Source organism: Pseudoalteromonas sp. MMG012 (assembly GCF_018100875.1).
In the GTDB taxonomy this organism is placed as follows: Bacteria; Pseudomonadota; Gammaproteobacteria; order Enterobacterales; family Alteromonadaceae; genus Pseudoalteromonas; species Pseudoalteromonas aurantia.
In genome coordinates, this window is record NZ_JAGJEF010000004.1 from 62,421 (window position 1) to 76,035 (window position 13,615).

At 40.0% G+C, this 13,615-nt stretch carries 9 protein-coding genes; 4 read left to right on the forward strand and 5 right to left on the reverse strand.

From position 1 onward, the window contains the following. Positions 1-326: 326 nt before the first annotated feature. The gene (locus J8L97_RS02375) at positions 327-509 is read left to right on the forward strand and encodes a hypothetical protein (protein ID WP_211047730.1); all 183 of its coding nucleotides are present in this window, start codon (positions 327-329) and stop codon (positions 507-509) included. Positions 510-773: 264 nt separating this feature from the next. Here J8L97_RS02375 and J8L97_RS02380 read toward each other — a convergent pair whose 3' ends face one another. The 5 genes from J8L97_RS02380 to dinG all read right to left on the reverse strand — a co-directional run bounded on the left by J8L97_RS02380 (position 774) and on the right by dinG (position 4,795). Further along, positions 774-956 (reverse strand): YbaM family protein, encoded by a 183-nt coding sequence (locus J8L97_RS02380; RefSeq protein ID WP_211047731.1) that lies wholly within the window; start codon positions 954-956, stop codon positions 774-776. Continuing rightward, positions 953-1,225: a late competence development ComFB family protein gene (locus J8L97_RS02385; protein ID WP_210995500.1), complete on the reverse strand. Its 273-nt coding sequence runs from the start codon at positions 1,223-1,225 to the stop codon at positions 953-955. The genes J8L97_RS02380 and J8L97_RS02385 overlap by 4 nt, the downstream gene beginning before the upstream one ends. A gap of 122 nt (positions 1,226-1,347) precedes the next feature. Next, positions 1,348-1,950 carry a primosomal replication protein gene (locus tag J8L97_RS02390; protein ID WP_211047759.1) on the reverse strand — a complete coding sequence of 201 codons (603 nt, stop codon included), beginning with the start codon at positions 1,948-1,950 and terminating at the stop codon, positions 1,348-1,350. Further along, positions 1,944-2,723, reverse strand: a complete 780-nt coding sequence (locus J8L97_RS02395; protein ID WP_192508294.1) for a TSUP family transporter — start codon at positions 2,721-2,723, stop codon at positions 1,944-1,946. Before J8L97_RS02395 ends, J8L97_RS02390 begins: the two co-directional genes overlap by 7 nt. Positions 2,724-2,725: 2 nt before the next feature. Then, positions 2,726-4,795, reverse strand: a complete 2,070-nt coding sequence (dinG, locus tag J8L97_RS02400) for an ATP-dependent DNA helicase DinG (protein ID WP_211047732.1) — start codon at positions 4,793-4,795, stop codon at positions 2,726-2,728. Positions 4,796-4,865: 70 nt separating this feature from the next. On the opposite strand from dinG, the gene J8L97_RS02405 reads away from it, so the two are divergent. The 3 genes from J8L97_RS02405 (at position 4,866) to J8L97_RS02415 (ending at position 13,614) form a co-directional block, all read left to right on the forward strand. Beyond that, complete coding sequence (locus J8L97_RS02405; protein WP_211047733.1) at positions 4,866-7,193, forward strand: DNA polymerase II; 2,328 nt, start codon at positions 4,866-4,868, stop codon at positions 7,191-7,193. Between the two features lie 199 nt (positions 7,194-7,392). After that, positions 7,393-10,257: a TonB-dependent receptor gene (locus tag J8L97_RS02410; protein WP_211047734.1), complete on the forward strand. Its 2,865-nt coding sequence runs from the start codon at positions 7,393-7,395 to the stop codon at positions 10,255-10,257. Positions 10,258-10,752: 495 nt separating this feature from the next. Beyond that, entirely contained in the window at positions 10,753-13,614 is a 2,862-nt protein-coding gene (locus J8L97_RS02415; protein ID WP_211047735.1) for a TonB-dependent receptor, read from the forward strand. The last annotated feature ends 1 nt before the right edge of the window (position 13,615 follow it).

Here is a 13,615-nt window from a genome sequence, read left to right on the forward strand (position 1 = left end):
TGCAAAAAATGATTTTTTTCATAAATTTCCACCTAAAATTTAAAAAGCAAACATATTAAATAACAAGTCGTATCGAAATTGAGATTTTCATTTTACAATGCCTTTATTACTCGTAAGTCCTTGATTTTTATTTTTTTAATTTCTCAGGTTGAGTTTTTTGATGGCGGTTTACTTTTATCAATATTTTTATAGCCGCTATTTGTTTTGTTTATTTTGTGTTTTATTATGTTTTTTTTGTTGCGTTATTTTTTATGTTATATTTACTTTGCTCCAAAAAGGGGGCTTGAAATGATAAATATAAAACACAAGAGAAAAAGGAAAACTCAGTGAATATGAAAAAGTTTTTAGTTGTTATTACTATGTTGGCATCTAGTGCAGCTGCGCCAGCTGCTACAGCAAGTGAAGTTGGTTTCTTTGCAAGTCTTCAAACTAGTTTTGCAGGTGTTTTTTATAATGGTGGTGGTAATTGTAATCTGCCATGGTGGGAAATCCCTTGCGAATTAAGATAACTATATTATTTTAATACTTTGAGAGTTATGTCTATATAACTCTCATTAACAATATCATATAGAATATATTTTTATATTAGGAGTATATTTTAATTAAAAATTTTGAGGAAAGCTCCTTTTCTATAATTGCTAATGTAACTGTGAACTACGTTATACCAATTTTTAAAAATTAAAAAATACAGAATAATTATTTAACAGTGGTGCACTTTTAACTTGAGTCTGCGGATGAATTCTGTAGGGCGCAACTTACTTTTATACTAGTCATTATTTAAATGCGGTATTATTAGTGCTGGATATCACTTTATCAAATTTAGCTTGATAGTCTGTTTTTACAATATCAAGAGCAGCAAGTACTTCACAGGCAGGTAAATCATGTTGCTCTAACAACATAATTAAATCGACGGCAAGTTTTATATGTGAGGGGGCTGATTCTAGAGGGCTGCTCATTCTGGCGTTGCTCTTTTTTTGGCGACTTGGCTCATTGCTACATCGATAGCGATATTGACACGCTTTTCCATTTGAATTCGTTCATGCTGAGGTAAATAAAATGCCATGTCAACATCGTAGCGTATATAACGCGCAGGGAGTTGATTTAGAATTGTACAACAAAAGTCAGCCATCACTTCATCGCTATACTGTGTACTCAGACCTCGTTCAATCAGCAGGTCTAGCATAATTTTTTCATAATAATTATGCACGTCGTCATGTAGTTTCATTATGTTTTCCTACTGTAATTGATATAGATAAGTTTATACTAAAATAAGGTGCTTATCGACCTAGACAATAAAAACCTAGGTAACAAAGTGTAGAGCAGAGATGGGGAACTGATTTGATGAATTTAGCGGTTTTGTTGTTTTTCTGCAAACTGGATTTTTTCTTCGGTCGCTGAAATTGCTTTTCGACATCGGCCAAGCCTGCCGTGCAATGTCAAAATCTCTTGGTTCAGTGCGCTTGATTGCGCGCTTGTTGCATTATTTAACTGGACTTTACGCAATTCAATCATTTCTACAAGTCTGCGTTCGAATTCATGGTTTTGAGAGAGCTCTTGATACAAATCATGAGAGCTTTGTACTATTTTTTTTACTGCACTACGGTAAACTTTCTTTTTCTTTGGATAGGAGATTTTATTTTCTTTAGCCCATACCGATGTGGACTTTAATACCTTTAATATCGCTTCAATTTGTGTGGCTACTTTACGCAGTGCAAAAGCATAAACGTGCCTTTTTTCTGCGGGGGGAAGGTGTTCAACCACCGATTTTATTTCATTGACATAGTCGATTAATTGTAGGCTTTTTGTGGTAAATACAGTGCGGTCAAATAAGCTTGGCTGTGATTGAATATAGCGATTCTTTGCAAACCATTTGGCATTATCGAATTGCTGAGCTTGTATCGCTAAATGCTCAATTTGGTTATGTAATTTCTGTAATGCTGTGTTCATGATAAATAGGCTTCAACAATGAGCTTAGCTGCAAGGATTATCACAATGGTATTGAAAAGTGGCTTTATCAGTTTGCTGCCAAACTTAATCGCTGAGTGCGCGCCTATCCATGCGCCAAGCATAAGAAACATTCCCATAGTGACACCGAGTATAAAGTTGACGTGTCCAAGTGCAACAAATGTAATGAGCGAAATAAAATTAGATACGAAGTTCATTGAACGGGCTAAGCCACAATTGAGCAATAAACTCATTTTATAAAGAAGGCTATTAGAAGCCGTCCAAAAAGTACCGGCTCCGGGCCCTGCCAAGCCATCGAAAAAGCCTAAAGATAAACCTTGAAGCCATTGCTTGATTTTTAACACATTACTTTTTACTGGTAGCGTGTGTGCTTCGGTTGGGCTCAATTTACCAAATAAACTATAGCAGGCAACTATGATGATGATAATGGGTAATAACTTATTTAAAAAGTCAGTACTTAATTTATCAACTAGCAGGGTACCAAGTATTGATCCAATGGCAGTTGCAAGCACTGAGGCAGCCCAAAATCGAGGGTTAAATAATTGTTTTTTATAATAGGTTACGCTTGCAGTAATGGAGCCAAAACTGGCCGCTAGTTTATTAGTTCCGAGCGTTAAGTGAGGCGGCAGCCCAGCAGTAAGTAATGCCGGAACGGTCAGCATTCCACCGCCACCAGCAACAGCATCAATAAACCCAGCGGCAAGGGCAACCAGGCATAATAACCCCCATGTCATTGGGTCAAGGGCAAGTTCAAACATGATTAATCAATTTGTCTCTTAAATGGTGGGAGAGTATCTAACATGGCTTTACCATATCGCTTAGAGACTAAACGCCTATCGAGCACTGTGATACGGCCAAAGTCCGATTCTTTTCGAAGCAGTCTACCACAGCTTTGCACTAATTTCTTGGCTGCATCGGGAACCGTAATGGTTAGGAATGGATTCCCGCCATTGCTTTGGACAAATTCGGCTTGAGCCTCCTCAATTGGGGAGGTAGGTACTGCGAATGGGATCTTAGTTATAACTAAATTTTCTAAATATTTACCAGGGAGGTCGAGTCCTTCGGATAAACTTTGGGTGCCAAATAAAATGCTGCCTTTGCCCGTATCAATTCTTTGTCGGTGCGTTTTCAACAAACTGTCTCTTGACTGCTCCCCTTGAACAAGGACTTGCCAATTATTAGCCCGTATAAGTTTCACGACATGGTCCATCTGCCAGTAAGAAGCAAACAATACAAGGTTGGCTTTTGTGTTATCGAGGTATGTAGGGAGTATATCAGCCAAGTAGTCACTAAATGCTTTGTCAGTAGGTTCTTTGGTTGTTGCCGGTAAATGAAGGGTTGCCTGTTTGGGATAATCAAACGGAGATGTCGCACGAATATATTTTACGCCAGGCTCGTTACGCAACCCACTTTCTTTTGCGAAGTGATCAAATGTACCAAGTGCACTGAGTGTTGCGGAGCAAAGTATGGCACCGGCACATTCTTGCCAAAGTTTATCTTTTAAGTAGTATCCAACTTCAATAGGGCAATCACACAGTAAATGGTCATGGTGATGTTTGTATTCTAGCCGTTTAATCCAGCGTGCATGCGGGACACTCTCTCCTTTACTTGCATAACTAAACCAAAGTTTATTTAACTGCTCTAAACGATTTATATAAAGACCGCTCTCAGCGAGTAAAGGGTCGGCTAAGTAAGGTTTAACATCTCCATCACTGACATCTACAGTCAATGCATCGTGCATTTTTGATAGCGAACGAAGTGCATCTAACGTGGCATCACTAATATCTTTGGCTTTACTGGTTAACGACTCGGGGACGACGCCATGCTCAAATCGAAAAGTATCATCGTCATTATAGGTAAAGTCAGCATTATCTAAGATATCTCGGACTGAACGTAAATCTTTATTGGCATCATTTGCGGCATCATTGAGTTTAAAATTTTGTCCTATTGCTTTTTGGGACACGATAACATTGGCCATTTTACCACTGAATTTAAGCAGTTTATCTAGCCAGTCAATTGTGCCTTTAATTGTTGCAGCAGCGGAAGAGAAATCTCGGGTAATGTGTGGTAAGTGGTGGGCTTCATCAATAACGTAAAATGACTCAGCAGGTTCAGGTAAGATCTTTCCACCCCCGAGTTCCAAATCGGCAAGTAATAATGCATGATTAACTATTAACACATTCATTTGCGCCATTTTTTGCCGAGCAAGATGAAATGGACACAGATGGTGAGATTTCATCTGTCGCTGGCAGGCGTGTTTATCGCACGCAATCAAGTTCCACACTTTATCCGGTATGGTGTCAGCCCAACTATCTCTATCTCCTTGCCACTGTTTATTTTGATATGCCTTTTGAAGATCATGCAAACATCGCTGTTCCATGTCCGAAAGTGGGGAAGAGAGCGTCGGCATTATAGACATTTGCACTGTATCTTCACTGAGTGCAGCATTGAGTTTTTGAACACATACATATCGTTGTCGGCCTTTTACAAGATCAAACTTAAACTCGAGGCCCGAGTGTTCTTTGAAAAAAGGCAACTCTTTGTCGATTAATTGTTCTTGCAACGCGACTGTAGCCGTAGAAATGATCAAAGTCTTTTTCTTGGCAAGCGCAAGTGGCAATGCACCTAAGCAATAAGCGAGCGATTTTCCCGTCCCTGTACCAGCTTCAATGACGCAGATTCTTTGCGTTTTATGATATTCACCTGCGAGTGTTTTAGCAACTTCAGCAACTAGGTAGTTTTGACTCGAACGAGGTCGGTAACCGTCTAAGTTGTCGGCTATGTGTTTGTGGGTTTGCCGAATCGTTTTTTTCAAAGCATCTGAAAGCATGTTAATCGCCTAAATTCATATATATGTATATAATTACAGTATCGAGAGCTATTTTAGATGGGGAACTGGTTTGACACAAGCGGTCTACCCAGGATTTATATTATCACGCCAACAGGTTAATCATAAAGGTCAACTTAATCTGTGCTTTTGGCTGAAAACTGAACAAGGAGTGTTTAGAGCCATAGTTGAAGCACAAACTCCGGTGTTTTTTATTCGCCAAAGTGAAGTTGAAAAAGTCACACACATTTTACAAACTCGAAAAATACATACAGATATCCGGGATGTGAAGTTAAAGCATTTTGATGGCGAAGTGGTCTGTGCGTGTTATTTCACGACGGCCAAGAGTCTGTTTGATGCGAAACGCGTGTTAAAAGGCCAGTGTGCATTATATGAGGATGATATCCGGCATCACGACCGCTATTTAATGGAACGATTTATTAAAGGTGGTGTGTGGGTTACCGGCAATTATGTTCAAAAGCTAGGATATGTGCAAATAAATGACGCTCGGTTAAAAGCGCACCCAGACTACACCCCTCAATTGTCAGTGCTGTCGTTGGACATTGAATGTAGCGGTGAAGGAATATTGTTTTCTGTAGGGCTAGCAAGCAATGAAACTCAGTGCGTTATTATGGTTGGAGCGCCTCAAGAGGGCGATGAATACATCATTTGGGTCGCTGATGAGACTGAGTTGTTATATACCTTAATGTCAAAAATAAAAGAGCTAGACCCAGATGTGTTCATTGGCTGGAATGTCATTGAGTTTGATTTCGTGGTGCTTGCAGAAAGAGCACTAGCGCTGGGTATTGATTTGATATTAGGAAGGGATGATGAGGCTATTTATGTGTATCGAGGTAATTATGTTCGAATACTCATTAGCGGAAGAGTGGTCATTGATGGTATTGATACCTTAAAAAATGCAACGTATCACTTTGAAAGCTTCAGTCTCGCTAATGTCTCTAAGCATGTACTCGGAAAAAGTAAGCTATTAGAGCAAGATAATCGACTAGAAGAGATTATTCGTCAATTCAATGAAGATAAGCTGAGCTTAGCTGCCTATAACTTGCAAGATTGCCAATTAGTACTGGCCATTTTTAGTAAATTGAAGTTGTTAGATTTTGCAATTGCTCGTACGAGATTAACTGGGTTGGAATTAGAACGTATGGGGGGTTCTGTGGCGGCATTTACCAATTTGTACTTACCGCTGCTACATCGCAGTGGTTATATCGCGCCAAATTTAGGGGAACACGGACTGAGTTTTGACAGCCCTGGTGGGTATGTTATGGAATCTAGTCCAGGTTTATATCGTAATGTTATTGTACTTGATTATAAGAGCTTATACCCATCTATCATTCGCACATTTTTCATTGACCCTTTAGCACTTATTACTGGGCTAAGAGCGCCTGCGGATGCTATCTCAGGTTTTAATGGCGGTGTCTTTTCACGAGTTCATCATCACCTCCCTGAGCTCGTCGCTCGGCTTCTACATGCTCGCCAGGAAGCTAAGCTAGCCTCAGACCCCATGTTGTCGCAAGCGATAAAAATAATTATGAATAGTTTATATGGCGTATTGGGCTCGACAGGCTGTCGGTTTTATGACCCGAGGCTTTCAAGCTCAATTACTTTGCGAGGACATGAAATTATGATGCAAACAAAGGCTTGGATAGAAGCTGAGGGTTATGAAGTTATTTATGGAGATACAGATTCTACATTTGTCTGTCTTCCAGAAAGTTGGGATGTCAAAAAGTGCAATGATACTGGCTTAATACTGATGAATTTAATTAATGAGCGCTGGAGAGAATATTGTGATGTGACGTTGCAGCTTCAGAGTTATTTAGAAATTGAATTTGAGACGCATTATAGTCCGTTTTTCTTACCCACAATACGTGGAGATAAAAAGGGGTCAAAAAAGCGCTACGTGGGACAGGTATTGGATAAAGATCACCATAAACTGGTGTTTAAGGGCATGGAGTCAGTGAGAAGCGATTGGACTAAAATTGCGAGAAACTATCAGGAGGAATTATTCGAGGCGTTATTTAGTGAACAAGATTTGTTTGAAATAACGGATCAATACATAAATAACATCCGTCAGGGTAAAGTGGATCATTTGTTGTTATATTCGAAACGATTGGGGCGGGAGGTCGAAATGTACACAAAAAATGTTCCTCCACATGTAAAGGCTGCCCGAAATCATATGATGAAAAACCCTTCAATAAAGTATCGAAAAGGCCAAGTGGTGGCCTATACTATTACATTTGATGGGCCTCGTGTAGATGCGGTTCGAAGTGAGATTGATTACGAACATTATATAGAAAAGCAGATTTTTCCAATTTTGACGATGTTACCTAACTATGAAAATGTTTTTTTTAAGTTAACGGGTCAGAAGGGTTTTTCTTTTTAATATCATTGGTTTGTTACGTTAAAGTTGATTTATTGTTTGTTTTTATTTTGGGTAATTGATATTAATTCAATAATTAGTGTTGACGCTTACGTCACTGCTTGTTTAATATTCATGGTGAATGTTGCTTTTGTGCAATTAAATATAGAGGCTTAAGCCCGAAAAATTACAAGCTACTAACAAGTGGTCCTGGGAGATACAAATGTTAAATCAAAAAGTTTCAAAAGCGGTGCGTTTAGCTATCGCATTTGGCGCTGCGTCAACAGCTGCTTTTTCAGCAAATACGTTTGCTGCGGAAGGTGATGAACAAGTTGAACGTATTGAAGTTACCGGTTCAGCAATCAAACGTACAGATTTAGAAGGTGCGTTACCAGTTGATGTTATCAGCGCAGCTGATATTGCAAAAACTGGTGTTACAAGTGTACCTGACCTTATTGCAACGTTACCTTCAATGCAGGGTTTCACTACCGCAGGTGAATCTGTAGGTGGTGGTGGTGGCGGTGTTCAATCTGCTTCACTAAGAAACTTAGGTGCAGAGTATACGCTAGTACTTTTAAATGGCCGCCGTATGCCTTCTGCTGACTCAGGTGGTACTATCAACCTGAATAACATCCCTTTAGCAGCAATAAAGCGTGTTGAAATTCTAAAAGATGGTGCATCAGCACTATACGGTTCAGATGCAATCGCAGGTGTTGTTAACTTTATTCTTAAAGATGACGTTCAAGACACGACTGTAAGTGCACGTTTTGATAAGCCAAAAGACACGTCAAGCTCAAGCATTTCATTAACAACGGGCTTTGGTGATCTAAGCTCAGATGGTTTCAATATCTTGGCGTCAGTAAGCTATGAAGAGCAAGATAACCTTCAATCAATTGACCGTGATTTCGCTAAAACAGGTTTCATCAACTTTGAACATGGTGGCCAGAATTATCTAGCAGCCGCAGGTTCTGTAAATGCAATCCCTGGTAATGCTTATGTAACGTATAACACGCGTGATGCAGATGGTAACTTTGTTTATCAAAAGGATGCTGATACGGGTGAGTTCCTTCTTGATGCAGACGGCAATAAGAAGAACGTAACAGCGACGCATTCTTTCAACCCGTATGCAACTAAAAATGGTGGCGCATGTCATGAAACAAGTGCGCCATCTGGTACTGCTTGTCAGTTTGACTACACAAGTACGTTACAAATTCAGCCAGAGACTGAGCGTACTAGTTTCTTCTTAAGTGGTGTTGCAGAAATTAACGACACAACGGAAGCTTACTCTTCATTGTCATACACTGATTTCTCATTGACATCGCGTATTGCACCATACCCTACAGGTACATTTACACTACCGACAGATTCAAGTGTTGTACAAGCAAATGTAATTCCTCACCTTCCGGCTAATGTATTAGCTGATATGACACGTGTTGCGGCGCGCTGGCGTACACTGCCAGGTGGCAATCGTACAGATGAAAGAAATACGCAAACAAGCCATTTTGTTGCAGGTTTACGTGGTGAGATTAACGAATGGGCATACGATGTCGCTGTAACTGCAGGTGATTCTAAGCAAGAGAACACCCGTATTACAGGTTACCCGTTAACTGAACCTTTCATGGCGCTTGTGACTTCAGGTGCAGTTGATATCTTTGATGCGCCAGAGAACCTATCTGATGAACAGCGTAAAATGGTAGCAGATACAATGTTCAGTGGCCTATGGGATACAACTGATACATCAATGCTAGCGGTTGAAGGTAAGCTATCAGGTGCAATTGCAGACCTAGATGCAGGTACTGTTTATTTAGGTGTTGGTTTTGATTACCGTCAATCAGAGTACTCTCTAACGAATGGTAAAGGACAAAACGACGAGATCGTATTGTTTGAGTCAGCGGGTACTGAATTTGATTTAGACCGTGATGGTTACGGTGCATTTGCTGAGATTATTGTTCCAGTACTTGAGAACTTAGAAGTAACAGGTTCAATACGTTACGACAACATTGGTGGTGTAACTGACTCACTACGTACAGGTAACACAAGCGTAAGTGATGACGTAAATGATACAACGTATAAGATCAGTGCATCTTACCGCCCAACAGATGAGTTGTTAGTGCGCGCATCGTATGGTACAGGTTTCAAAGCACCAACAATGCGTGAAATTGGTGCACCTCGTCTAGAGTTTGGTGTAACAGCAACAGCGTATGACTGTAATGCACTTCTAGGTGCCACAAATCACCCACTTAAGCAGTTCTGTAACCCTGAGAAAATTCAGTATGACGTATACCGTGAAGGTAATGCGAACCTTTCTCCGGAAGAGTCAGAGCAATACTCAGTAGGTTTTGTATGGTCGGGTGATAGTGGTACTAGTTTTGGTGTTGATTACTGGAACATTGAAATGACAAACCAAGTTCGTCGTTTAGAACCAAACCAAATCTGGTTTGATTCTGCAACGTACGCAGATAAGTTTGTAACTAAGATTGATAATGGTACCGGTGATACTGTACTTGCCATCATTCGTTCAGCACAAAACGTTGGTAAAACAAATACATCAGGTATTGATTGGCATTTCGATCTAACAAATGAGTTATCATTCGGTACATTGAAAACATCTTTCCAAGGTACTTACCTAATCGAGAACGAAAGCTTGAAAGTTGGTAGTACCGATGTATGGGATACTAGCCTTGGCCAAGTAGGTCCTGATGAGCAAGTTGCTTTCCGTAATATCATCAGTGTTAATAATACATTGACGCATGGCGATTTTACACACAGCTTGAACATTCGTTCACGCAGCGGTTATAGAGATGCGGCTGTAGGTGTTGCATTCCGAGTTTCAGAAGCAGATGACGTAACAAAAACTGTTGATGGCAACCTTATCCAGAAGCAAGTACCAGTATATACATTGTTTGATTACCGTTTAGGCTATGCCTATGGTGACAATGCAAACTTTACATTTGGTATTAAGAACTTATTTGATAAAGAGCCACCTTTAACATTCAATGGTTCAGCTGGTCACCAAGTAGGTTACGATCCACGTTATGCTGATGCATACGGACGTACTTTCTATGTTCAAGCTGATTACACGTTCTAATCATTCGTTAATTATTTAATTAGCTATTTGTATAAAAGCCTCACGAAAGTGAGGCTTTTTTTATGCCTGTTTACTGAAATTCAATTTTACAACTTATTTTTTTACATGTTTTTTGTCGATAATTTAAATTATTGAAATTTATTTCAAATCCTGAATTTTGCACTTTTAAATTTTTACTTAACTACTTGTTATCTTTTTTTTATCTGTGTGATTTTGTTTAAGTTCCTGTTTTTAGTGCTCACGTTCCTTTTTTAATCTGTTTTCTGTTGTTTTTTAATTTACGTTATTATCCCGATATTTGGGATTGTTGGCTTGTGCATGGAGTAACTCAAAGCTAATTAAGTGTTGACCTACGCTTTTTTCAAGGATTAGTATGTCACGCAGTTGTGAAATCGGTACTTTTGAATTTAAATTGAATCGAAATTTTCAACATACAAATAAAAACTATATAGATCAGCAGCTTACATATTTGCTGATCCCAGGGAGAAATCACACATGTTAAACAACAAAGTTTCAAAAGCCGTTCGCTTAGCGTTCGCATTTGGTGCGGCTTCAACAGCTGCCTTTTCAGCCAATACATTTGCTGCAGACGGTGAGCAAGTTGAACGTATCGAAGTTACTGGTTCAGCAATCAAACGTACCGATTTAGAAGGTGCTTTACCAATTGATGTTATCAGCGCAGCCGATATTGCAAAAACAGGTGTTACAAGTGTACCTGATCTAATGGCAACTTTACCTTCAATGCAGGGCTTTACTACCGCTGGTGAGTCTGTAGGTGGTGGTGGTGGTGGTATTCAAACTGCTTCATTAAGAAACATTGGTTCGGAATATACATTAGTACTTCTAAATGGCCGTCGTATGCCTTCTTCTGATTCAGGTGGTACAATCAACCTGAATAACATTCCTTTAGCGGCTGTAAAACGTGTTGAAATCCTAAAAGATGGCGCTTCTGCACTATATGGTTCTGACGCAATCGCGGGTGTTGTTAACTTCATTCTTAAAGATGACGTTCAAGACACAACAGTAAGCGCGCGTTTTGACAAACCTCAAGATACATCAAGCTCAAGCATTTCATTAACAACAGGCTTTGGTGACCTAAGTTCAGATGGTTTCAATATCTTGGCATCAGTAAGTTATGAAGAGCAAGATAACCTTCAATCTGTTGATCGTGATTATGCTAAAACAGGTTTCATCAATTTTGAGCATGGTGGAGAGCAGTATCTAGCTGCCGCGGGTTCTGTAAATGCGATCCCAGCTAACGCTTACGTAACCTATAACACGCGTAATGAAGCTGGTGATTTTGTTTATCAAACAGATAAAGACACTGGTGAATTTCTTCTTGATGATGACGGTAATAAGAAACATAAAACTGCCACACATTCTTTCAACCCATACGCAAAAAACAATGGCGGCACGTGTCATGAAACAAGTGCGCCATCGGGCACCGCATGTCAGTTTGACTACACAAGTACATTACAGATTCAGCCAGAATCAGAGCGAACGAGCTTTTTCTTAAGCGGTGTTGCAGAAATCAATGACACCACTGAAGCTTACTCTTCATTCACACATACTGATTTCTCTATGACGTCACGTGTTGCACCATATCCAACTGGTACGTTCACGTTGCCAACAGACTCAAGCATTGTACAAGCAAATGTAATTCCTCACCTTCCAGCTGATGTTTTAGCTGATATGACACGTGTAGCTGCTCGCTGGCGTACTCTGCCAGGTGGTAACCGTACAACTGAGTACAATACTAAGACAAGTCACTTTGTTGCTGGTTTACGTGGTGAAATCAACGAATGGGCATACGATGTTGCTGTGACTGCAGGTGATTCTAAGCGTGATGAAACTCGTATTACTGGTTTTCCACTAGAAGATGAGTTTATGGCGTTAGTAACGTCAGGCGCGGTTGATATTTTCGATGCTCCAGAAAACCTTTCTGACGAACAGCGCCAACAGGTTGCAGGTACTATGTTTAGTGGCCTATGGCAAACAACTGATACATCAATGTTAGCATTTGAAAGTAAGCTATCAGGTGCAATTGCAGATATTGATGCAGGTACTGTTTATTTAGGCGTTGGTTTCGATTACCGTCAATCTGAGTATTCTCTTACAAATGGTGCAGGTCAAAATGCAGAAGTGGTACTATTTGAATCAGCAGGCACTGAATTTGATTTAGACCGTGATGGCTACGGTGCATTTGCTGAAATCATTGTTCCAGTATTTGAAAACTTAGAAGTAACAGGTTCACTACGTTACGATAGCATCGGTGGTGTAACTGATTCACTACGCACAGGTAACACGAGTGTAAGTGACGACGTAAATGATACAACGTATAAGATCAGTGCATCTTACCGTCCAACGGATGAGTTGTTAGTGCGTGCTTCATATGGTACAGGCTTTAAAGCACCTACCATGCGCGAAATTGGCGCACCGCGTTTAGAATTTGGTGTAACAGCAACAGCATATGATTGTAATGCACTTTTAGGTGCAACTAATCACCCACTTCAACAGTACTGTAACCCTGAGAAAATTCAGTATGATATGTACCGTGAAGGTAATGCCGAGCTTTCTCCTGAAGAATCAGAGCAATACTCAGTAGGTTTTGTATGGGCTGGTGACTCAGGTACAAGTTTTGCGATTGATTACTGGAATATCGAAATGACAAACCAAGTGCGTCGTTTGGAGCCAAACCAAATCTGGTTTGATTCAGCAACGTATGCAGACAAGTTTGTTACTAAGGTTGACAAAGGCACTGGCGACACTGTAGTTGCAATCGTTCGTTCAGCACAAAACGTCGGTAAATCAAATACATCAGGTATTGATTGGCAATTTGATTTAACAAACGAGTTGTCTTTTGGTACATTGAAAACGTCAGTCCAAGGTACTTATCTAATTGAGAGCGAAAGTTTGAAAGTTGGTACTACTGATGAGTGGGATACTAGCCTTGGTCAGGTTGGTCCTGATGAGCAAGTTGCTTTCCGTAATATCATTAGCATCAACAACACATTGTCACATGGTGACTTTACACACAGCTTGAATATTCGCTCTCGAAGTGGGTATAGAGATGCTGCTGCTGGTGTTGCATTCCGCGTTTCTAAAGCGGATGATGTTTCAGAAGTGGTTGATGGTAACTTAATCCAGAGACAAGTACCGGTGTACACTTTGTTTGATTACCGTTTAGGTTATGCCTACGGTGATGATGCAAACGTTTCATTCGGTATTAAGAACTTGTTTGATAAAGAGCCTCCAATTTCATTCAATGGCGCTGCTGGTCACCAAGTTGGTTATGACCCGCGTTATGCTGATGCATACGGACGTACTTTCTATGTTCAAGCTGATTATACATTCTAAT